The organism is Streptomyces sp. NPDC001843, from assembly GCF_042891955.1.
GTDB lineage: Bacteria > Actinomycetota > Actinomycetes > Streptomycetales > Streptomycetaceae > Streptomyces.
This window is the reverse complement of sequence record NZ_JBIATQ010000002.1, coordinates 378,092-400,150: the sequence shown is the minus strand read 5'-3', so window position 1 is coordinate 400,150 and position 22,059 is coordinate 378,092. Positions and strand designations below refer to the sequence as shown.

General features: G+C 71.4%; 19 protein-coding genes. 14 read left to right on the top strand and 5 right to left on the bottom strand.

The annotated features are described in order from the left end of the window. Window positions 1-62: 62 nt before the first annotated feature. The 3 genes from ACFYZQ_RS07160 (at window position 63) to katG (ending at window position 4,443) form a co-directional block, all read left to right on the top strand. The gene (locus ACFYZQ_RS07160) at window positions 63-1,616 is read left to right on the top strand and encodes a N,N-dimethylformamidase beta subunit family domain-containing protein (RefSeq protein WP_389142535.1); all 1,554 of its coding nucleotides are present in this window, start codon (window positions 63-65) and stop codon (window positions 1,614-1,616) included. A 115-nt stretch (window positions 1,617-1,731) separates the two neighbouring features. After that, the gene (locus ACFYZQ_RS07155) at window positions 1,732-2,169 is read left to right on the top strand and encodes a Fur family transcriptional regulator (RefSeq protein WP_389142533.1); all 438 of its coding nucleotides are present in this window, start codon (window positions 1,732-1,734) and stop codon (window positions 2,167-2,169) included. 54 nt (window positions 2,170-2,223) lie between these two features. After that, window positions 2,224-4,443, top strand: coding sequence for a catalase/peroxidase HPI (katG, locus tag ACFYZQ_RS07150; RefSeq protein ID WP_389142531.1), 2,220 nt, complete (start codon window positions 2,224-2,226; stop codon window positions 4,441-4,443). 73 nt (window positions 4,444-4,516) lie between these two features. Here katG and ACFYZQ_RS07145 read toward each other — a convergent pair whose 3' ends face one another. From ACFYZQ_RS07145 to ACFYZQ_RS07130, 4 genes are all read right to left on the bottom strand, one after another. Then, window positions 4,517-5,374 carry a DMT family transporter gene (locus ACFYZQ_RS07145; RefSeq protein ID WP_389142529.1) on the bottom strand — a complete coding sequence of 286 codons (858 nt, stop codon included), beginning with the start codon at window positions 5,372-5,374 and terminating at the stop codon, window positions 4,517-4,519. A gap of 37 nt (window positions 5,375-5,411) precedes the next feature. Further along, window positions 5,412-6,509 (bottom strand): serine aminopeptidase domain-containing protein, encoded by a 1,098-nt coding sequence (locus ACFYZQ_RS07140; RefSeq protein ID WP_389142527.1) that lies wholly within the window; start codon window positions 6,507-6,509, stop codon window positions 5,412-5,414. Between the two features lie 126 nt (window positions 6,510-6,635). Further along, window positions 6,636-7,736, bottom strand: a complete 1,101-nt coding sequence (locus ACFYZQ_RS07135; protein WP_389142525.1) for a DUF1648 domain-containing protein — start codon at window positions 7,734-7,736, stop codon at window positions 6,636-6,638. Beyond that, window positions 7,733-8,173: a GntR family transcriptional regulator gene (locus tag ACFYZQ_RS07130; protein WP_389142523.1), complete on the bottom strand. Its 441-nt coding sequence runs from the start codon at window positions 8,171-8,173 to the stop codon at window positions 7,733-7,735. Before ACFYZQ_RS07130 ends, ACFYZQ_RS07135 begins: the two co-directional genes overlap by 4 nt. A gap of 199 nt (window positions 8,174-8,372) precedes the next feature. On the opposite strand from ACFYZQ_RS07130, the gene ACFYZQ_RS07125 reads away from it, so the two are divergent. Genes ACFYZQ_RS07125 through ACFYZQ_RS07110 form a run of 4 tightly spaced genes read left to right on the top strand, consistent with a single transcriptional unit; the run spans window position 8,373 to window position 11,659 of the window. Then, window positions 8,373-9,095, top strand: coding sequence for an FAD binding domain-containing protein (locus ACFYZQ_RS07125; RefSeq protein ID WP_389142521.1), 723 nt, complete (start codon window positions 8,373-8,375; stop codon window positions 9,093-9,095). Window positions 9,096-9,155: 60 nt separating this feature from the next. After that, window positions 9,156-9,941 (top strand): MerR family transcriptional regulator, encoded by a 786-nt coding sequence (locus ACFYZQ_RS07120; RefSeq protein ID WP_389142519.1) that lies wholly within the window; start codon window positions 9,156-9,158, stop codon window positions 9,939-9,941. 11 nt (window positions 9,942-9,952) lie between these two features. Continuing rightward, window positions 9,953-11,203, top strand: a complete 1,251-nt coding sequence (locus tag ACFYZQ_RS07115; protein WP_389142517.1) for a glycosyltransferase — start codon at window positions 9,953-9,955, stop codon at window positions 11,201-11,203. Window positions 11,204-11,236: 33 nt separating this feature from the next. Next, the gene (locus tag ACFYZQ_RS07110) at window positions 11,237-11,659 is read left to right on the top strand and encodes a DUF6003 family protein (protein WP_389142515.1); all 423 of its coding nucleotides are present in this window, start codon (window positions 11,237-11,239) and stop codon (window positions 11,657-11,659) included. A 196-nt stretch (window positions 11,660-11,855) separates the two neighbouring features. On the opposite strand, the gene ACFYZQ_RS07105 is transcribed toward ACFYZQ_RS07110, so the two are convergent. Beyond that, window positions 11,856-12,218 carry an ANTAR domain-containing protein gene (locus ACFYZQ_RS07105; protein WP_389142513.1) on the bottom strand — a complete coding sequence of 121 codons (363 nt, stop codon included), beginning with the start codon at window positions 12,216-12,218 and terminating at the stop codon, window positions 11,856-11,858. A 151-nt stretch (window positions 12,219-12,369) separates the two neighbouring features. Between ACFYZQ_RS07105 and ACFYZQ_RS07100 the strand changes: the two genes are divergently transcribed. The 7 genes from ACFYZQ_RS07100 (at window position 12,370) to ACFYZQ_RS07070 (ending at window position 22,059) form a co-directional block, all read left to right on the top strand. Continuing rightward, entirely contained in the window at window positions 12,370-13,332 is a 963-nt protein-coding gene (locus ACFYZQ_RS07100; protein WP_389142511.1) for a helix-turn-helix transcriptional regulator, read from the top strand. Window positions 13,333-13,430: 98 nt separating this feature from the next. Next, window positions 13,431-13,883 carry a hypothetical protein gene (locus ACFYZQ_RS07095; protein ID WP_389142509.1) on the top strand — a complete coding sequence of 151 codons (453 nt, stop codon included), beginning with the start codon at window positions 13,431-13,433 and terminating at the stop codon, window positions 13,881-13,883. Between the two features lie 107 nt (window positions 13,884-13,990). Then, a complete protein-coding gene (locus ACFYZQ_RS07090; RefSeq protein WP_389142507.1) occupies window positions 13,991-15,694 on the top strand; it encodes a purine-cytosine permease family protein in 1,704 nt (567 codons plus the stop codon). A 214-nt stretch (window positions 15,695-15,908) separates the two neighbouring features. Continuing rightward, entirely contained in the window at window positions 15,909-17,786 is a 1,878-nt protein-coding gene (locus ACFYZQ_RS07085; RefSeq protein ID WP_389142505.1) for a M1 family aminopeptidase, read from the top strand. 120 nt (window positions 17,787-17,906) lie between these two features. After that, window positions 17,907-18,317, top strand: a complete 411-nt coding sequence (locus tag ACFYZQ_RS07080) for a hypothetical protein (protein ID WP_389142503.1) — start codon at window positions 17,907-17,909, stop codon at window positions 18,315-18,317. Continuing rightward, on the top strand, window positions 18,314-20,230 hold the full coding sequence (locus ACFYZQ_RS07075; protein WP_389142501.1) for a GMC family oxidoreductase: 1,917 nt from the start codon (window positions 18,314-18,316) through the stop codon (window positions 20,228-20,230). The genes ACFYZQ_RS07080 and ACFYZQ_RS07075 overlap by 4 nt, the downstream gene beginning before the upstream one ends. Next, complete coding sequence (locus tag ACFYZQ_RS07070; protein ID WP_389142499.1) at window positions 20,227-22,059, top strand: peroxidase family protein; 1,833 nt, start codon at window positions 20,227-20,229, stop codon at window positions 22,057-22,059. Before ACFYZQ_RS07075 ends, ACFYZQ_RS07070 begins: the two co-directional genes overlap by 4 nt.

The window sequence follows — 22,059 nt, the reverse complement described above, 5'->3', positions numbered from 1 at the left end:
TTGCGGGGCCGCGGGCGTGCCCGGACGCTGGGACCGGACCCGGAGGGGGGTGAGGAGGCAGTGTGGCCCCACCACAGCACCCCGCGCACCACGGCGGTTCCGCGGTGTCGCGGCGCCGGTTCCTGTGCCTGTGCGCGGGCGCGGGCCTCGGCGTGGCGGCCTGCGACCACACGGGCACCGGCCACCCGGCCCGCGCCCGCGACGGTGGCCACCGGCCGGAAGCCGAGCGTGACGCCCCGGGATCACCCGACTGGCGTATCACTTCGCAGGGCCCGCCGGAGGCGATCACCGGCTACGCCGACCGGGTGAGCGTGACGCCCGGCGAGGAACTGGGGCTCTTCGTGTCGACGACGGCCGCCTCGTTCCGGGTGTCGGCGTTCCGGACGGGCTGGTACGACGGTGCCCTGGCCCGGCGGGTGTGGACCTCTCCCCGGGTGCCCGGCCGCGTTCAGCAGGCCCCGCGCCTCGAACCCGGGACCCGGACCGTCCGCGCGGGCTGGCGTCGCACCCTCACCCTGGACACCGCGGGCTGGCCGGAGGGCGCCTATCTGCTCCGGCTGGACGCGGACACCGGCCATCAGCGCTACGTGCCCCTGATCGTGCGCTCGGTCCGGGGAGCGGGACGCACGGTGCTGCTGCACGCCCCGGCCACCTGGCAGGCGTACAACCGGTGGGGCGGCGCAAGCCTCTACGCCGGTGCGTCGGGGGCGTACGCCACGCGGTCCCTCGCGGTGGGCTTCGACCGGCCCTACGACGCCGACGGCGCCGAGAAGTTCCGGGTGTACGAGTGGCCGGCGGTGGTGCTCGCGGAACGGCTGCGGATACCGCTCGCCTACAGCACCGGCGTGGACGTCCATGACGACCCGGCGGTGCTGGACGGCGCCGCCGCCGTCGTCTGCCTGGGGCACGACGAGTACTGGACGCCCGAGCAGCGCGCGCACGTCACACGGGCCCGTGACGCCGGTTCGAACATCGCGTTCCTCGGCGCGAACACCTGCTTCCGGCGGATCCGCCTGGAGCCGGGCCCGACCCCGGCAGGGCGCACCGTGGTGTGCTACAAGTCCGCCTACCGCGCGGACCCCTGCTACGCCTCCCGGCCGGACCTGGTGACCACCGACTTCCGCGCCGGGCCCGCACCGGACCCCGAATCGTCCCTGACCGGTGTGCTCTACGAGGGCTACCCGGTGGACGCCCCCCACGTCGTCCACTCGGCCGGCCACTGGCTGTACGAGGGCACCGGGGTACGCCCCGGCGACGCCTTCCCGCATCTGGTGGGCGTCGAGTACGACCGTGTCACGCCCTCCTCCCCCACCCCGCGCACGCTGGAGGTCACCGCCCACTCACCGCTGGTCTGCGCGGGCCGGCCCAGCCACAGCGACTCCGCGTACTACACCGTCCCCGGCGGCGCGGGCGTGTTCGCCTCCGGAACCATGCGCTGGGTGGAGGCCCTTGTGGCCGGCACCGGCGAACTGGGCCGCGACCACGGCATGGACGCCCGCACCCGGGCTTTTGTGACGCGTACCACAGAGAACCTGCTGCGCGCCTTCGCCGAGGGTCCGGCCGCCCGGCGCCGCCCGGCGCCGCACCCCAACGCACATGACCTGTATGCCACTTGACCGGCAGCCCGGTGAGTCCGGAGCATCCCGGAGGGGGCCGCGACGATCAAGGTCCACAAACTTGAATCGTTCGTCTTACTGTACAGCTCGTGTTTCACGGGATAGGTTGGCCGCCATGACCGCATCCCAGACTCCGACCCCTGCCGAGGAGCTGCGCGGTGTCGGCCTACGGGTAACGGCCGCCCGCGTCGCGCTGTTGGAGACCGTCCGGCACGGTGACCACCTCGGCGTCGAGGCGATCGCCTCCGGGGTCCGTGACCGCGTGGGGCACATTTCCCTTCAAGCCGTCTACGAGGCTCTCCACGCCCTCACCGCGGCAGGACTCATACGCCGTATCGAACCGGCGGGCAGCCCCGCCCGGTTCGAGGGACGCGTCGGGGACAACCACCACCACGTCGTATGCAGGTCGTGCGGCGCCGTCGCCGACGTCGACTGCGCCGTCGGCGACGCCCCCTGTCTGACCGCTTCCGACGACCACGGCTTCTCGATCGACGAGGCCGAGGTCACCTACTGGGGCCTGTGCCCCGCCTGTTCCACCGCCCGCAGTAGCTGAGCACCGTGATCCATCCAGTGAGCACCGCGATCCACCCAGTTCGGAAGGACTTCCATGACTGAGAACCACGACGCGATCGTCACCGACTCGAAGCCGGAGGAGACGAGCGGCGGCTGCCCGGTCGCGCACGGGCGCGCCCCGCACCCGACTCAGGGCGGCGGCAACCGTCAGTGGTGGCCGGAGCGGCTGAACCTGAAGATCCTCGCCAAGGACCCTGTCGTCGCTAATCCGCTCGGCGAGGAGTTCGACTACGCCGAGGCGTTCCAGGCCCTCGACCTGGCGGCCGTGAAACGGGACATCGCCGAGGTACTGACCACCTCGCAGGACTGGTGGCCCGCCGACTTCGGCAACTACGGCCCGCTGATGGTCCGTATGGCCTGGCACAGCGCCGGCACCTACCGCATCAGCGACGGCCGCGGCGGTGGCGGCCGCGGGCAGCAGCGCTTCGCGCCGCTGAACAGCTGGCCGGACAACGGCAACCTGGACAAGGCCCGCCGTCTGCTGTGGCCCGTCAAGAAGAAGTACGGCCAGTCCATCTCCTGGGCCGACCTCATGATCCTCACGGGCAACGTGGCCCTGGAGACGATGGGCTTCACGACCTTCGGCTTCGGCGGCGGCCGCGCCGACGTCTGGGAGGCCGACGAGGACGTGTACTGGGGTCCCGAGACCACCTGGCTCGACGACCAGCGCTACACCGGTGACCGTGAGCTGGAGAACCCGCTCGGCGCCGTCCAGATGGGCCTCATCTACGTCAACCCGGAGGGCCCCAACGGCAACCCGGACCCGCTGGCCGCGGCCCGCGACATCCGCGAGACGTTCCGCCGCATGGCGATGAACGACGAGGAGACCGTCGCCCTGATCGCCGGTGGTCACACCTTCGGCAAGACCCACGGCGCCGGGCCGGCCGACGCGGTCGGCGACGACCCCGAGGCCGCCTCCATGGAGGAGCAGGGCCTGGGCTGGAAGTCCACCTACGGCACCGGCAAGGGCGGCGACGCCATCACGTCCGGTCTCGAGGTGACCTGGACCACCAAGCCGACCCAGTGGAGCAACGACTTCTTCGACATCCTCTTCGGCTACGAGTGGGAGCTCACCCAGAGCCCCGCGGGTGCCAACCAGTGGGTGGCCAAGGACTCCGAGGAGATCATCCCGGACGCGCACGACTCCTCGAAGAAGCGTCGGCCCACGATGCTCACCACCGACCTCTCGCTGCGCTTCGACCCGATCTACGGTGAGATCTCGAAGCGCTTCCACGAGAACCCGGACCAGTTCGCGGACGCCTTCGCCCGTGCCTGGTACAAGCTGACCCACCGTGACCTGGGCCCGAAGTCCCTGTACCTCGGCCCGGAGGTCCCCGAGGAGACCCTGCTGTGGCAGGACCCGCTGCCTGAGGCCACGGGCGAGGTCATCGGTGCCGGTGACATCGCGGCCCTCAAGGCCAAGCTCCTCGAGTCGGGCCTGACGGTCTCGCAGCTCGTGTCCACCGCGTGGGCGTCGGCCTCGACGTTCCGCGGCAGCGACAAGCGCGGCGGTGCCAACGGCGCCCGCATCCGCCTGGAGCCGCAGCGCGGCTGGGAGGTCAACGACCCGGACGAGCTCGCCCAGGTCCTGCGCGTCCTCGAGGGCGTCCAGGCCGACTTCAACGCCGGTGCCGCCAAGAAGGTCTCCCTAGCCGACCTGATCGTCCTCGGTGGTGCCGCCGCGGTCGAGAAGGCCGCCAAGGACGCCGGCTTCGACGTGGAGGTCCCCTTCACGCCGGGCCGTGTGGACGCGACCGAGGAGCACACCGACGTGGAGTCCTTCGCCGCGCTGGAGCCGACCTCGGACGGCTTCCGCAACTACCTCGGCAAGGGCAACCGTCTGCCGGCCGAGTACCTGCTGCTCGACCGCGCCAACCTGCTCACCCTGAGCGCCCCCGAGCTGGCTGTTCTCGTCGGTGGCCTGCGCGTCCTCGGCGCCAACCAGGGCGGCTCGTCGCACGGCGTGTTCACCGACACTCCGGGCAGGCTGACCAACGACTTCTTCGTCAACCTGCTCGACATGGGCACGACGTGGAAGTCCACCTCGGAGGACCAGACCACCTTCGAGGGCCGCGACGCCTCGGGCCAGGTCAAGTGGACCGGCACCCGCGCCGACCTCGTCTTCGGCTCCAACTCCGAGCTGCGCGCGCTCGCGGAGGTCTACGCGAGCGACGACGCGAAGGAGAAGTTCGTGCGCGACTTCGTCGCGGCATGGACCAAGGTCATGAACCTCGACCGGTTCGACCTCGTCTGATCAGGGCGTAGTACCGCGAAAGGCGTCCAGGCCGGCCCGTCCGGCCTGGACGCCTTTCGCGCACGTACCCGCGCTACCGGACGAGATCGGCGAGCCTGGGCACCACGCGCGTCAGCCGGAGGACGCCCCACAGGATGAGCAGGGCACCGACCAGCTCGGGCAGCAGCCACCAGCCCGTGCGGATCTCCTCGTCGTACAGCGCCACCCCCAGGCAGAGGCTCACCGTCGCGTCGCCGATGGTCAGCGCGGGCTGCGAGGCGACCAGCGGACCGGCCTGCAGGGCGTTCTCCAGCAGCAGGACCGCGCCGATGCCGACGAGCGCGAACCCGTAGGTCTGCCAGGTGGTCAGAAAGGCGGGCAGCCCGTCGTCGGCGAGCCGGTCCGTGGCCGACTTCATCAGGGCGGCGGTCAGCGCGTTGCCGATCGCGGCGCCGGAGGCCAGTGCGGCCGCCCGGAGCAGGGCTGAGCGCGCCGGGAGGGCCAGGGCGACGGCCGCGGCCATCGCCCCCAGACACAGCGCGAGCACCGGTACCCACCGCTCCATGGCCGCCTGGTTCCGGGTGCCGGAGGGATCCGCCGAGAACAGCACCAGCGCCAGTCCGGCGACCACCGACCCGACCGCCCGCCAGCCGGTGCCGGGCAGCCGGCGGTGCAGCAGCGGGGCGGCGATCAGCAGGGCGAACGGCAGTTCCAGGATGAACAGTGGCTGGACCAGGGCCATCGGCCCGTTGATCAGGGCCACGGCCTGGAACAGCGCGGCGCCGGCGACGCCGGCGATGCCGATCGCCCAGGCGGGGCGGCGCACGAGGGAGAGCAGCAGCCGCAGGCCGCCGCCCCGGGACACCGTGGCGGCGGCCTTGCGCTGGAACGCGGTGCCCACGGCGTTGCTGGCGGCTCCCATGACGGCGAAGAGCACGGCGAGCACGATCACCTCTCCACCATGCCCCGCCCCAGGCGGTCCGGCCTTCTCAGCGCCGCGTGGCGTGCCGCCAGGGACGGACGAAGTCATGCAGGGCCTGCTGTGCGGCCGGGGCGATCACCGGATCGTCGGCCGGGGTGCCGGCGAGGTGGAGCAGATGGTCGAGGCCGGTGAGGACCCGCAGTCCCGGGCCGGTGGTGTGGGCGGCGGCGAGGGCCGACAGCAAAGACGGCGTCGTCCGGCAGGGCACATTGGCGTCCTCGGTGCCGCAGGTGACGAGCGTACGCGTGCCGTGCGCGATGCCTCGGGCGACGGACGGTGGGTGGAGGGCGTCGTCACTGCGGACGAAATCCGCGTTGACCGGCCCGAACAGGCCGTCGAGGAAGGAGGAGAGGGACGGCAGCAACCCCGAGGTGTCGATCCGGCGCCGGGCACGGAAGTCCGCGATGGCCCTTGCCACACCCCGGTTGTTCGACCGGGCCTGCGGTGCGGTGAGTTGCCCCGCGGCGACAGCCCGGTTCAATTGGGCCGCCAGTTGGAGGCGGATCAGGTCCAGCAGCCTCATGTCCTGCGGGGCGATGAGCGCGAGCCCGGCGGGCTTCGGCTCTGCGGCGTGGCCGACGAGCAGTGCCTGCAGGCCGCCCTCACTGTGCCCGACCACGAGCAGCGCGTGCGGGTCCGCTTCGGGCTGGGCCCGCAGGGTGTCGTACGCGGCCACGGCCTGTCGGGTGTAGGCGCCCATGTCAGGAGCGCTGTCGCGGCCGCCCAGTCCCGTCCGCCCGGTGCCGTATTTGTCGAACCTCAGGCTCATCACGCCGTCACCGCTGAGAACGCCGGCCATGAGGGCCAGGGTGTGGGGGGTGAAGCCGGGCGGCTCGTCGCCGTCGCGGTCGGTCGGGCCGCTGCCGGGAAGCAGCAGCGCCGCGGCGAGTCTGTGGTCCGCGCGGTGGGCGGGTATGTGCAGCGTGCCGTACGCGGTGGTGCCGTCGGCGGTGAAGTGAACCTCCCGGTCCACCGCGGGTACAAGGGTGACCCTGGGTGCCGCGGATGCCCGGGGGGTGCCTGACACCGGCCCGGCCGTGACGAGGACGACCGCCACCGCGACCGCGGCGATCACCTTGCGGCGCCAGGGGGTGGGTAAGCGCATGTGTTCTCCTGATGGACCGAAGTGGTGAGAGAGGCTGGGAGGTGGGGGTGGCTGGTCTGCCGGGTGAGGAGTGGACAGAGTGGACAGGCCCTGGCCGGACGAGCCAGCGCCCGTCGGCGGACGCGCTCAGTGGAGGAGGAGCGGCAGCAGCGCGGGGACCAGAGTGAGCCCGAGCAGCAGTGCGACACCTCGTGGGTTGCCGAGGTTGACGGTCCAGCCGATGCCGAACCGCTTGGGAACGAGCAACGCGGGATCGGCCCGGTTGACGTACACCGAGCCGAGCACACGCCAGTACTGGTCGTCGTCGCGCCGCACCATGCCGGTGTTCTCCTCCGCCACCGCGCCGTCCTGCTCGGGCAGCCGGCTGCCGCCCTGCCCGGTGCGGACGGCGATGCCGATCACCACGACGAGTCCGGCCAGGACGGGCAGCAGGACCAGGGCCGGGGACACCCGCTGGTCCGGGTGCCAGGTCCCCCAGGCTCCAGCGAGCAGCGAGAGGTCGGTGAACGCCGCCAGCAGCAGCAGGGAGATGGCGGTACGGACCGAGAAGCGGCGGTGTCTGCGGGCGGACTCCGCCGGCCGTGCCGGGTCGAGATCGGCACGCGCCCGGAAGGACAGCCAGGTCAGCGCCAGGAGCAGCACGGTGAGCGCGGCTTGGGCGAACACCGGGAAGAACGCGGTGCTGATCGACCTGGCGGCGAAGCGGTCAGCGCCGCCGGAGCCGGTGAAGTGCACAGGAACGCGGTCCGGCAGCGACGGGTAACGCAGCACGCCCAGCACCGCGGTACCGGTGCAGATGAGCAACGCGGGAACGGCCCACATCCAGGGAAAACGCTCCGGATCGCTGCGCAGGGCCGTGTCCGCCACCACGCCCTGCCGCAGCCCGCCGTACCAGTCCTCACGCCGCTTGACCGCCATGACCGCCACCCGGGCCCGGCTGTAGGCCGCCTGACAGGCGGCAATGGTCAGCAGCGGGATGGCTCCGGGTATGTCGAAGCGGAAGACGGAGCTCACCAGGACTCCGACTGCGATGAGCACCGAACCGGACACGGCGATCCGCCATCGGTACCGTCTCCGTTGCTCGACGATCTCCGGGGCGTCCGACCGTGCGTCAGGACTTCGTACCCCGAAGGGCAGGGTCGGACCGGTCAGCGACGGCAGCCACCACGCCAGTGCCGCGAGCACGGCAGGCATGAGCACGTTGACCGACACGTCCGCACTGTTCATGACGCTGAATCTCCTTGTCCTGTACCGGGGGTCGCGTGCCGTGAAGCGGATGCGGATGCTGTGAACGAGTCGAGGACGGAGCGGCAGCTGTCCAGTACCGCCGGGTCACCGGCCCCATGGACCACCGCTTCGGCCAGCAGGGTCCGTAGCCGGGTCTCCCACTCGGAGGTGAAGCCCGGTTCGGGCGGACCGCTGCGGGCGTCGCGCTGCACCAGGGCGCCGCTCTTGCGGTTGATCCGCAGCAGTCCTTCGCGTCGCAGCAGGTCGTACGCCTTGTTCACGGTGTGGAAGTTGATGCCCAGATCCACCGCGAGCTGCCGTGTGGAGGGCAGCGAGCTGCCCTCGGCGAGCTGCCCCGAGGCGATGGCCTCGACGATGCGGTCCCGGATCTGCTGGTAGATCGGCACCTCGCTGTCCATGTCGAGGCTGAGGATCACGTCCCGCTCCCTGTGTCATCTGTTATAGCGTTTATAGAACACAACGTCGTGCAAGGGCAACGGGGAGAGTGTCAAGAACGTGACAAGGTGAGCCCTGCATGCGCCCCCGGGCACCTGGGGAGAATGCGCGAGGACGGCGGCCGGACGGCCGGGGCGTCCTACTCCGCGGCCCACTGGGGCAGGAAGGCAGGTCGGCCCGGTGCTGTTGCGTCTGCCCAGGTCCGTGTCCGAAGCGCAGGAGTGCCTGGTCGAGGGAGCGGTGCCCGTCGGCGGCGCGACGCTCGTGTGGGCCACCTGGCTGCGGGACGGCTTCCCGGAGCAGGCCCTGTCACTGCATGACCTCCCGGAGGCCAACGTGGTCGGGCGCGAGGAGCTGGGCGCGGCCGTGGTCCTGCACCAGGTGGGTGACCCCGCGCCGGAGGTGCTGCGTCGCGCGGCCGCCTCGGTGGGGACGGGAGCCGTGCGCCGCGCGGCGACGGTCGGCGGCAATCTCGTCGGCAGCACGTTGCGCTGCCTGCTGCCTCCGGCACTGGTGCTGGACGCCAGGTGCACCGTGCTCGGACCGCACGGTCGCTACGAGACGGACCTCTCCGAGGTCCCGGCCAAACGTCCGCTGCTGCTGGGCCTGCGCTGGCGTGAACCGCTGGTCAGCGGATACCGCAAGCTGTCCGGCGACGCGGGCGGGGCGCCGCCCCTGGTGGTCGCCGCCGCCGTGCACGCCGAGGACGGCGGGCAGCACCGCCTCCGGGTCGCCGCTCGTGACGGCGACGAGGTGCTGAGCGGGGGCACCGAGTGCGTCGACGGCACCGAGGACGTCCTCGGCGAGCTGTGGCGCACGGACGTCGGAGCGCTTGGCGCCGCCGCCCGGGACGTCGTCCGCGAAGAGGTCACCGGTCTCCTGGCCCGCCTGGCCGGCCGCTGAGCGAGTTGACCCTCCCCTTACGTCAGGCTGCAGGCTGACACCCGACGAAAGGGGAGGTGCATGGGGTATTCCGTCGGCCAGGTCTCGTCCTTCGCCGGGGTGACCGTGCGTACGCTGCATCACTACGACAGGGCGGGGTTGCTGTCCCCCAGCGAGCGCAGCCACGCCGGCTACCGCCGCTACAGCGACGCGGACCTGGCCCGGCTTCGGCAGATCCTCTTCTACCGCGAACTGGGCTTCCCGCTCGACGAGATCGCCGCGATCCTCGAGGATCCGCAGACGAGCGCCCTGGAGCAGTTGCGGGCCCGGCAGCGGCGGCTGCGCGAGGAGATCGCCAGGCTGCAGCGGCTGGCCGAGGTGACGGAGCGAGCCATCGAGGTGCAGCAGACCGGCGTGGCGCTGACCCCGCAGGAACGCTCCGACGTCTTCGGTGAGATCACCTTCGACCTCAGCTACGCCACCGAGGCCCAGCTCAAGTGGCGGGAGTCGCGGACGCACCGGGAGGCGATGGCGCGGGCCGGCGCCCACAGCAAGGAGGACTGGCGACGGCTCATGGCCGAGGCCGGCGGCTGGCGTACGCGGTTGCTCGCCGCCTTCGACGACGGGGAGCCCGATGACGGGGAGCGGGCGATGGACCTCGCCGAGGAGCACCGCCTGCACCTGACGCGCTGGTTCACCCCGTGCCCGCCCGAGACGCACCGGCGCATCGCGGACGACTTCGTGGCCGACCCGCGTGCCTTCGCCCTCGTCGTACCGCCGTCCGAGCAGCGGCCCGGGCTCGCCGCCTATCTGCGCGCGGCGGTCCACGCCAACGCGTCCCGCCGCGAGCGGACCCGCGCTCACTGAGGAGCAGACAGTTGAGAATCCTGATCCCCACAGCCGGCTCGCGCGGTGATGTCGCGCCGTACACGGGCCTGGGCGCCGCACTGCGCCGTGCCGGACACGACGTGACCGTGGCCGCCTCGGACGCCTTCGCACCGCTGGTACGCGACGCCGGGCTCGACTCCCGGGCCCTGCCCGCCGACCCGCGTACCCGTGGGACGGTCACCAACGGTCGCGAACTGGTGCGCAGTGCGAGCGCGTTCGTCGCCGAACTGGGCCAGGGGTTCGCCGAAGCGGTGGCCGGGGGTACGGATCTGCTGCTGCTGTCGGCCACCACGGCTCCGCTCGGCTGGCACGTCACGGAGGCCACGGGCGTTCCGAGCCTTGGTGTCTACCTGCAGCCCACCGCACCGACCGGTGACTTCCCGCCCGTGGTCACCGGCTCCCGTTCGCTGGGCCGGACGGGCAACCGGCTGGCCGGGCGTTTCGCGCTCCGCATGGCCGACCGGATCTTCGAGCGGGCGGTCGTGGACCTGCGCCGCCGTCTGGAGCTGCCCCCGCTGTCCGCGGCCGCGATGCGCCGACGGCAGGAGCGGGCGGACTGGCCCGTTCTGCACGGCTTCAGCACGGTACTCGTGCCACGTCCCGCCGACTGGCGGGCCCGCCTGGAGGTCGTGGGCAACTGGTGGCCCCACCACGACACCGCCGGACGGCTGCCCGCCCGGCTGGAGGACTTCCTCCGGTCCGGGCCCCGGCCGGTGCTGATCGGGTTCGGGAGCATGGCGGCGGGAGAGGGTGAGCGGCTGAGCGAGATCTGTGTACGGGTCCTGCGGCGTGCCGGGCTGCGGGGCATCCTCCAGTCGGGCGGCGCCGGGCTCGCGGCCGACACGGACGATGTCCTGACCGTGGGGGAGGTGCCGCACGCCCTGCTCTTCCCGCGGGTGGCCGCGGTGGTCCACCACGCCGGGGCGGGAACCTCCGCGGCCGTGCTGCGGGCCGGGGTACCGGGCGTCGCGGTGCCGGTGACCGCGGACCAGCCGTTCTGGGCCGGCCGGCTCGCCGCGATCGGCGCCGCCCCCGGCCCCGTACCCTTCCGCTCCCTCACGGCCGAACGGCTCGCCGACGCGCTCGGCCGTGTCGTGGGACAGCGGGCCCATGCGGAGGCCGCCGCGGCGGCAGCGCGGCGCATGGCGGCCGAGGACGGTCCGGGCCGGGTCGTCGCGGCGGTCCAGCGGCTGGTACGTCCCGACGATGATCCGGCCGGGACGGGGTACCGGAAGCATTGATCACGCAGTCAACCGCCCTCGGAGAGCCTTGAGATGACCGACGACGCCTATCTGTTCCTGCTCGACGACGCGGCCGCGCCGCTCGGTGTCCCGCCGGCCGCCGTCGGTGAGCTCGCCTGCATGGAGACTCCCGCCGTGCGCGCGTGGCTCGACGCGCACGGAGTGACGGCGACGACCCCGAGGCTGCGGCTGGTGCCGCCCGAGGACACGGCGGCCGTTCCCGAGGATGCCGAGCGGCTGCCGGTCCCGCTCGGGGACGAGGAGTTGAGCCGGTTGCGGCAGCACAGCGCACCGGAGAGCATCGCCCGGGTCGAGCAGGAGCTCCTGGCCTACCGGGACTGCACCGACGGCCGGGACGCCCTGCTCGGGCGGGCCCTGGCGGCCGGTGTCCCGCTGAACCGCATCGTGGAGCTGACGGGCGAGGACCCCGCCGCCGTGGCAGCCGCCGGGAGATGAGAGCCGCCCTCGGCATCCCGCCCGGGGGTTTGTCCCGGCGGAGCGAGGGGACCCGCCTGCGGCAGGAGGTGGGTGTGGTGGGGCGAGTGCTCTGAGAGCGACGGCCGGCACCGCGAGAGGTGTTCCGGTACTGAGCGGGGCCGTGCGGGACACGGCCCCGCTCGTCGTACTCCGCCGCGGACCGGTCCGCGCCTGGTCACCCCGTACTGCCGCAGCACTCCGCGTTCGTGCCGTCCCGCCGCAGGGGCGGGCGGCCGTCCTGGGCGCGGCGCGCGTCGATCAGCACGGCCCGCAGCGCGCGGTCGATGTCCTGTGGCAGCCCGCCCTCGTGGGCCGACCGCAACACGTGCCGCGCGACCTCCCGCAGCTTGGTGTTGGTGTGCTGGGAGACGTTCCGCAGGACCTCCCAGCCCTGCTCGGGACCGAGGCGGCTCATGGCCACGACGACACCGATCGCCTGGTCGACGACCGCGTGCGAGACCACTGCCTGGCGGAGCTGCTCGACCTCCTCCCGGAGGGCGGCAACCTTCTCGGCCAGCTCGTCGTGCTGATCACTCATCTCCGGCCGTCTTCCTCCCCTCGGCGCAGGGCTGTTCCGTTTCCACCCTCGGTGCCGCCGGCCGTCCCCGCCATCCACGGAACGAAAGAGATCAGGGGTGCCAGGCCGGAGAACGAAACGATCCCCGTCACAGCAAGGAGGCGCAGTCGTCGTGCGGACGCTCACATTCGACAGTGAGGACCTGGAACGGACCGAGGAGTTCCTCAGCCGGGCCTACGCCAGGATGCGCATCGGCAGCAGCACCCCGGGCGCCGGCAGGGCACGGATCACCCGGAGCGCGGCGGACTCCCTCAGCATCGACGAGCTCGACCTGGACTTCGACATGAGCTACGCGGTGACACCGCTGGGCCGGATCTGCCTGTGCGTGGTCCACGAGGGCACGATCCAGGACCATGTGTACCAGGGTGTCGAGGACTCCTTCGGCCCCGGCGACGTGGTGTCCTTCGCCCCGCCGGACCTGTCCTACGCCGGGCGGATCTGTTCCGCCCGCTACAACATCACCATGCTGGATCCGGGGCTGCTCACCCAGGTCGCCGGGCCGGCGGAGGGACGCGGCTCGCAGCCGGTCGGCCTGACCGGGCACCGGCCGCACTCCGAAGCCGCGGCGCGGCGGCTGCGGAACACCATCGGCTACGTGCGCGATCACGTCCTGGCCGACTCCTCCCTCGCTACCCAGCCTCTCGTCGTCTCGACCGCCACCCAGCACCTGGCCGCGAGCGTTCTCGCCGCCTTTCCCAGCACCGCGCTCACCGAGCCGACCGGTGCGGACCGCAAGGACGCCGCCCACCCGGCGGTGCTGCGCCGCGCTCTGTCCCATATCGACGACCACGCAGACCAGCCCCTCACGGTCGCCGACATCGCGGCCGCGGCACATGTCACCGTGCGTGCGCTGCAGTACGCCTTCCGCCGCCATCTGGACACCACGCCCCTCGCGCACCTGCGCCGCGTACGCCTCTCCCACGCCCATGACGAGCTGGTGGCCGCCGACCCCCAGGGGGGCGCCACGGTCACGGAGATCGCGGCCCGCTGGGGTTTCTTCCATCCCGGCCGCTTCGCCGCGCTCCACCGTGACGTCTACGGCAGCTCACCACAGCAGACCCTGTTCGGTTGCTGACCGGTCGCCGTTCGGCGCCGCTGTTACATCTGTGCTGCGGGGGAACTCGGAAATCCTGCCCGACGACCACCACGCGCGAGCACCAGGGGGTGCCTCGAATGCGACCACTGACCAAAGGAATGCTGGCGGGGGCGGCAGGCACCGTCGCGCTGAACATGGTGTCCTACGGCGACATGCTGCTGCGCGGCCGGTCGTCGAGCGGAATGCCGGCCCAGGTCGCCGACCGCATCGCCGACCGCGTGGGGGTCGGTCTGGGGGACGGCGAGACCGGGGAGCACCGTGAGGAGGCCGCCGGTGCCCTCCTCGGCTACGCGACCGGGCTCGGCGTCGGGGCCGCCTACGGTCTGCTGCGACGTGGCGACGGATCGTTCCCGGCCGTGGCGGCCGGGCCGCTGCTCGGCGCCGCGGCCATGGCCGGCAGCGACGTTCCGGCCACGGCGCTCGGGGTGGCCCACCCCACCTCGTGGAGCCTCACGTCGTGGCTGTCCGACGTGGCGCCGCACCTCGCCTACGGTCTGACCACCGCCTGCGTGTACCGGGCGCTGCCCTGATCGAACCGCTTTCGACTTCGACATCCCCGCAAAGGACGGGAAACGGCGGCGAAACACCGTGACGGGACCCTTCCCTCGAACTGCTCCCCGCGGAAGAGGGAAGAACCGTGACGGACATCGTCGACGAAGAGACATCGGCCACGACAGGCGGACGGACCGGACGGATCTACAACGGCTGGACGCAGAACGACACTCTGGAGGACTACTCGCTGCGCTACGCGCCGAAGTCCTTCCGGCGATGGACCCCCTACGTGGTGGCCACCACGGCCCTGGGCGGCATCGCCTACCTCGCGGACTTCGCCATCGGCGGCTCCATCGCGATCTCGAACGGCTTCTCCAGCGCGATGGTGGCGATCCTCGCCGCGGCGGTCGTCATCTTCCTGACCGGCATACCGATCAGCTACTACTCGGCGAAGTACTCCATCGACATGGACCTGCTGACCCGGGGCGCGGGCTTCGGCTACCTGGGGTCCACGCTCACGTCTGTGATCTACGCGAGCTTCACCTTCATCTTCTTCGCCCTCGAGGGCTCGATCATGGCGCAGGCACTGGAGTTGGGCCTGCACATACCGATCGCCGTCGGGTACCTGCTGTGCTCGCTGATCATCCTGCCGCTGGTGATCTACGGCATGACCGCGCTGTCGAAGATGCAGGTGTGGACCCAGCCGGTCTGGCTGGTGCTGATGGTCGCGCCGTTCGTGTCCATCGCGATCCAGGAGCCGGGGAAGTTCTCGGAGTTCACGCACTTCGCCGGCGACTCCCCCACCGGGTCGAGCATCAGTGTGCTCGGCGTCGGCGCGGGCGCGGGTGTGGCGCTGTCGCTGATCGCGCAGATCGGTGAGCAGGTCGACTACCTGCGCTTCATGCCCGACAAGACGCCCGAGAACGCGCGTAGGTGGTGGGGCGCGGTGCTCTCCGCCGGTCCCGGGTGGGTGGTGCTCGGCGCGGCCAAGCAGATCGGCGGGGCGTTCCTGGCGTTCTACATCGCCGGCACCGTGGGCCTGGGCAAGGCCAACGAGCCCATCCAGCAGTACGTGCACGGGTTCAGGACCTTCGCGGCGCCCGTCGCCCTGGGGCTGGCGACGTTCTTCGTCATCCTGTCCCAAGTAAAGATCAACTCGACGAACGCGTACTCCGGTTCACTGTCCTGGTCCAACTTCTTCTCGCGGCTGACCCATCGCCACCCGGGGCGCGTGGTCTACATCTTCCTCAACGTGGGCATCGCCCTGGCCCTGATGGAGGGCGGAGTCTTCGGCTTCCTCAATACGGTGCTCGGCTTCTACTCCAACGTGGCCATCGCCTGGATCGGCGCGGTCGTCGCCGACCTGGTCGTCAACAAGCCGCTGAAGCTCAGCCCCTCGTACATCGAGTTCAAGCGGGCCCATCTGTACCACTTCAACCCGGTCGGTTTCGGCTCGATGCTGATCGCCTCGGCCGTCTCCATCGCCGCGTACTTCGAGGCGTTCGGTGACTACGGCAAGGCGTACTCCCCCTTCATCGCGCTGTTCCTGGCCATGGTGCTCTCGCCCCTCTTCGCGGTGCTCACCAAGGGCAGGTACTACATCGCCCGCGCCGACGACCTGGCCGAACCGCTGCTCGGCGCCGACGGTCTGCCCTCGGCGGCCACCCTGACCTGCTCGGTGTGCGCGACCGGCTTCGAACGTCCCGACATGGCGGGCTGCCCCTTCCACCAGGGCGCCGTCTGCTCGCTGTGCTGCAGCCTGGAGAAGGACTGCCACGACTCCTGCAAGAGCGGCGGCGGCAGGGGTCCGGTGGACCTGGCGCTGCCCGCCGTGCGCGCCGCGGACTGACCACCGCCGCACTCCGCGCCCCGGTCGCGGCCGGCCCGTGCCCGTCGGCGCGGGCCGGCCGGGTGCCGGAGGCGCCCGCCGCGATCTGGCATGCCCCGGTCAAATCTGTCACGCTTCGAGCGGTACACGCACCCCACGGCCGACCCGGCGCACCCCAGCCGACCGGACGGCCGCCGAGCAGGCCGTCGATCCCGGCCGCGCAAAGGAGTCACGCGTGAGACAGACCCCCCACAGACCCACCGCATACAAGACCCTCGCGGCGGGCGTGTTCGCCGTCGCCGCGCTGGCCGCGGTCTCGCTGTCCGGCACCCCGGCGGTAGCCGCGCCGCCCGCCGCCGAGCGGGACGCCGCCGCCTGCAGCCCGGCGCAGGTGGTCGCCAACGGCGGCTTCGAGGGCGGCACTTCGCCGTGGAGCCAGTCGTCGACGAGCGTCATCACCAGCCGCACCGACCAGTCGGCCCACGGTGGAACATCCTTCGCCTGGCTGGACGGTGTCGGCAGCACCCACACCGACACGCTCACGCAGAGCGTCACGATCCCGAGCGGGTGCGCCGGCGCCACCCTCACCTTCTGGCTGCACGTCGACACCGCCGAGACCACCTCGTCCACCGCGTACGACAAGATGACGGCGAAGATCGGCGGCACCACGCTGGCGACCTACTCCAACCTCGACAAGAACACCGGCTACGTCCGGAAGTCCTTCGACGTGTCGGCGTTCGCGGGTCAGACCGTGAGCCTCGCCTTCAGCGGCACCGAGGACTCCAGTCTGCAGACCAGCTTCGTCGTGGACGACGTCGCCCTCGACACCTCCGGCGACACGGCCCCGCCCGCGGACTCCGCCCGGACCCCGGCCGCGCCCTCGTACACCGTCAGCCTGAGCAGCGACGCCGCCGGCACCGTCTGGACCGGTCACGAGAGCGCGACGTTCACCAACGCCTCCGCCACCGCGCTCAGCGAGGTGTACCTGCGGCTGTGGGACAACTACCACGGCACCTGCTCGGCGATGCCGATCACGGTCAGCAACGTCACCGGCGGCACCGCCGGCTCCCTGTCCGTCGGCTGCACCGCCCTGCGGATCGCCCTTCCGGCGCCTCTCGCCCAGGGCCAGTCGGCCACCATCGGCTTCGACCTGGGCATCACCGTACCCAGCGGCGCCGACCGCTTCGGGCACGACGGTTCCTTCAGCTTCATCGGCAACGCCCTGCCCGTTCTCGCGGTCAAGGACGGCGCGGGCTGGCACCTGGACCCGTACACGAACAACGGCGAGTCGTTCTACTCGCTGGCCGCCGACTTCCGTGTGACCCTCGACCACCCGAGCACCCTGCTGGTCCCGGCCACCGGCACCTCCGTCGACACGCCCGGCACCGGCGGACGCACCGTCACCACCGCCACGGCCGCCAAGGTCCGTGACTTCGCCTGGGCCGCGGGCCCCTTCACGAAGATCTCCGGCACCTCCGCCGCCGGTACGGCGGTGAACGTCTACTCCGTTTCAGGCATCAGCTCCTCCTCCGCGCAGTCGATGCTCAGCACCGCCAAGTCGGCGGTGGACGCCCACGCCGCGCGGTTCGGCGCCTACCCGTACGGCGAGTTGGACGCGGTCATCGACAACAACTACTGGTTCGGCGGCATGGAGTACCCGGGCTTCGTCCTCGACCTCGTCAGCACGACCGCGCTCACCCATGAGATCGGTCACCAGTGGTTCTACGGCATCGTCGGCGACGACGAGTACAACAGCCCATGGCTGGACGAGGCGTTCACCGACTACGCCACCGACCTCGCGCAGGGCAAGACCGGCAGCAACTGCTGGAGCAGCGTCTCCTGGGCCTCGTCGGCCGAGAAGATCACCAACTCGATGGCCTACTGGGACGCCCACTCCTCCCGGTACTCCACGGTCGTCTACGGCTACGGCAAGTGCGCCCTGCACGATCTGCGGCGCGTCCTGGGCGACAGCGCCATGGCGAAACTGCTGAAGGACTACGCCACTTCGCACTGGTACGGGGTCTCGACCACCGCCGAGTTCAAGGCCGCGGCCCAGGCGGCCACGACCACGGACCTCACCTCGTTCTGGACCACGCACCGCATCGACGGCTGACCAGGGCACAGGCCGCCTCGGGTGGCGCCCGCCGGCGCCACCCGAGGTGCGAGGGATCGGTTACGACCATATTGTGGTGCTTGGAGCGCTTCCAGGGTGTACCTCTCCCCAGGAGCCGTCATGGCCAAGAATTCCGCCTCCCCTCGCTCTGCCCAGATCTACGCCCTCGCCGGAATCCGGCTGTTCAACGGGTTCACCGGACTGCTGGCGCCCGACCTGCTGATCCGGCGTCTCGATCCGGATCACGAGCCGCCCAGTCCGGCGGCCGTCTACGCGTTCCGGCTCTTCGGGATCCGTACGGTCCTGCTCGGTCTCGACCTGCTGACCAGCCATGGCGACCGGCTGCGGCAGGACCTGCGCGAGGGCGTCCTGATCCACGGCAGTGACACCGCGACGGCGGCCTCGCTGGGCCTCGGTGGCCGGCTTCCGCCGCGTACCGCGGTGCTGACCACGCTCATCTCGGCCGTCAACACGGCCCTGGCCGCCACCGCGGCCGACTCGCTCGCGGGTCCGAAGGGCAACCGGAAGTGACCACGGAGCCCCCTGCCTCCGGCCCGGCCGAGACGGGCTTCGACTACGTCGTCGTCGGTGCCGGCGCGGGCGGCGGCCCCCTCGCGGCCAACCTCGCCGCCGCGGGATTCCGCACCCTGCTGCTCGACGCGGGCGGCGCCGAGGACGACGACAACTACCTGGTCCCCGCTTTCCACGCGGACGCCTCCGAGGACCCGGTCCAGTGCTGGAACTACTTCGTACGGCACTACGCCGACGAGCAGCAGCAGCGGCGCGACAGCAAGTTCGTCGCGGACCGCGGCATCCTCTACCCGCGGGCCGCGGCGCTCGGCGGCTGCACCGCGCATCACGCGCTGATCACCGTCTACCCGTACAACGGCGACTGGGACGCCATCGCCGAGGAGACCGGCGACCCCACGTGGCACAGCACGGCCATGCGGCGGTACTTCGAGCGGCTGGAACGGTGCACGTACCGGCCCCGGCCCAAGGAGCCGCCGCGCAACCCGCTGCTGGCGGCGCTGCTCGGATCCCTGCCCTTCACATCCGCCCGGTACCGCAACGACGCCCGGCACGGCTTCGACGGCTGGCTGCCGACCGCGCTCGCCGACCCCCGACTGGCGGTCAACGACGAGCAGTTGCTGAAGGTGATCCTCTCCGCAGCCGAGGACACGCTCGCCGACTCCCTCCACCGTCCGCTGTCCCCGCTGGAGGGGTTCGGTTCGCTCGTCGACCCCAACGACTGGCGGGTGCAGACGCACGCCCTGCAGGGTCTGTGGCAGATCCCGCTCTCCACGGCGGACGGCCGGCGCAGCGCCGTACGGGAGCGTGTCCGGGCCGTGCGGCGCGACCACCCCGGCCATCTGGTGGTCCGTACGCACGCCCTCGCCGCCAGGGTCGTACTGGACGCGGACCGAGCGGCCAGGGGTGTCGACTATCTGCCCGAGGCGCACGCCTTCCGGGCCGACCCCGGCAGACCGGAGGCCACCGGACCACCGGTCCTGCACCGGGTCCTCGCCTCCCGCGAGGTGGTCCTGGCCGCCGGAGCCTTCAACACCCCGCAGCTGCTGATGCTTTCGGGCATCGGACCGCGTGAGGAACTGGGGCGGCACGACATCCCCGTACGGGTCGACCTGCAGGGCGTCGGCGCCCATCTGCAGGACCGGTACGAGGTCGGCGTGGTCAGCCGGACGGACCGGCCGTTCCGGCTGACCGAGGACTGCGGCTTCCACGCGCCGGCGCCCGGCGCCGAACCGGACCGCTGCTACCGGGACTGGCAGCGCGGCGAGGGCCTGTACACGACCAACGGCGCCGTCGTCGGCATCACCCGCAAGTCCCGCCCGGAACTGGACGCCCCCGACCTGTTCGTCTTCGGCGGCCCCTTCGACTTCCGCGGTTACCGCCCCGGGTACTCCCTCGACCTGACCCGCCACCGGGACCGTTTCACCTGGGCCATCCTCAAGAGCCGTACCCACAACACCGGGGGACGGGTACGGCTGCGCTCCGCCGACCCCCGTGACACCCCTCTGGTGAACTTCCACTACTTCAGCGAGGGCACCGACAAGGACGGCCTGGACCTGGAGGCGATGGCGGGCGCCGTGGAGTTCGTGCGCGGGATGAACCGCAGGGCCTCGTCCGTGATCCGCGAGGAGCTGTGGCCCGGCGAGGAGGTCGACGGCCGCGACGCGATCCGCCGTTTCGTCCAGGACGAGGCCTGGGGCCATCACGCGTCCTGCACCTGCCGGATGGGGCGGGCGGACGACCCGTCGGCCGTCGTCGACAGCTGTTTCCGGGTGCGCGGCGTGGACCGCCTCCGGATCGTCGACGCCTCGGTCTTCCCCCGTATCCCCGGCTTCTTCGTCGCCGCGCCCATCTACATGATCAGTGAGAAGGCGAGCGACGTGATCCTCGAATCCGCACAAGGAGTACCACGATGAGCACGCAACGAGCCGGTTACCGTACCTCACTGCCCTGGCGGATCCTCACCACCGTCGCCGAGAAGGTCGACCGGCGCGTCGGCTGGGACCGGCTGCCCGTCGTCGCGGGCCTGCTCACCATCGTCGGCCTGCGCGTCGGACTCCGGCAGAAGAACCTCCACGACACCGGCCGGCTGCCGTCGGTGAACCTGCCCGAACCCGCACCCCCGTCCGCGAACCACAAGGTCAACCGCACCGCCGACGGCAGCCACAACGACCTCGGCGAACCACGGACGGGCATGGCCGGCACCCGCTTCGGCCGGAACATCCCGCTCGACAAGATCGCCCCGGCGACGCCCGTGGACGTACTGTCCAGGCCGAACCCGCGCGAGGTCAGCCGGGCCGTGCTCACCCGCCGCGAGCTGGTCCCGGCCGAGTCGGTCAACTCGCTGGTGTCCGCCTGGCTGCAGTTCATGATCCGGGACTGGTTCAGCCATGGGACCAGCCCCACCGACCGCCCCTGGGAAGTCCCCCTCATGGACGACGACCCGTGGCCGGAACGCCCCATGCGGATCATGCGGACCCCGGACGACCCGACCCGCGACCCCCAGGCGCCGCCCGGCACGCCCGACACCCGCGTCAACGCCTCCTCCCACTGGTGGGACGCCTCCCAGATCTACGGGTCGAACGAGACGGAACAGCGGCTGATGCGCACCGGGAACCTCGGCAGGCTGCACCTGTGGGACGACGAGCAGTCCCCCATCCCCTCGGATCCCTCGCGCGACCCCTCGCAGGTTCCCGGCTTCTGGCTGGGCCTGGCGATGATGCACGACCTGTTCACCCGGGAGCACAACGCGATCTGCGACCACCTGCACGCCGCGTACCCGTCCTGGGGTGACGAGGAGCTGTTCCAGCGGGCCCGGCTCGTCAACGCCGCCCTGCTCGCCAAGATCCACACGGTGGAGTGGACCCCGGCCGTGATCAGCCACCCCACCACCGTCAAGGCGCTGCACGCCAACTGGTGGGGCGTCGCGGGCGAGCGCGTCCACGACCTGTTCGGCCGGATCAGCGGCAGCGAGGTCGTCAGCGGCATACCGGGCGCCCGTACGGACCACTACGGCGTCCCGTACTCCCTGACCGAGGAGTTCGTCGCCGTCTACCGCATGCACCCGCTCATCCGTGACGAGTGGCACCTGCGCTCCGCCGCGGACGACTCGACCCTGCGCCACTGCACGCTGCGCGACATCTCGGGCCCCGGGGCGCTGAAGTTCCTGGAGACCACGGAGATGAATGATCTGCTCTACAGCTTCGGCACCCTCCACCCCGGGCTGGTCACCCTGCACAACTTCCCCAGGTTCCTGCAGGAGTTCGAGCGCCCGGACGGACATCTGCAGGACCTCGCCGCCACCGACATCCTGCGCTCCAGGGAGTTGGGCGTGCCCCGCTACAACGAGTTCCGGCGGCTGCTGCGGCTCAAGCCCGCGGGGAGCTTCACCGAGCTGACGGACAACCCGGTCTGGGCCGAGGAGATCGAGCGGCTCTACGACGGCGACATCGAGAAGGTGGACCTGACGGTCGGGCTGTACGCGGAGAAGCTGCCGCGCGGATTCGCGTTCAGCGACACGGCGTTCCGCATCTTCATCCTCATGGCCTCGCGCCGGCTGAACAGCGACCGCTTCTTCACCGAGTACTACACCCCCGAGGTCTACTCCAAGGCCGGCATGGCGTGGATCGACGACAACACCATGGTGACCGTGCTGCTGCGCCACCACCCCGAACTGCGCACGGCCCTCGCCGGACTGGACAACGCCTTCGTGCCGTGGCACACCACCGGAAGGACGGCGAGCTGA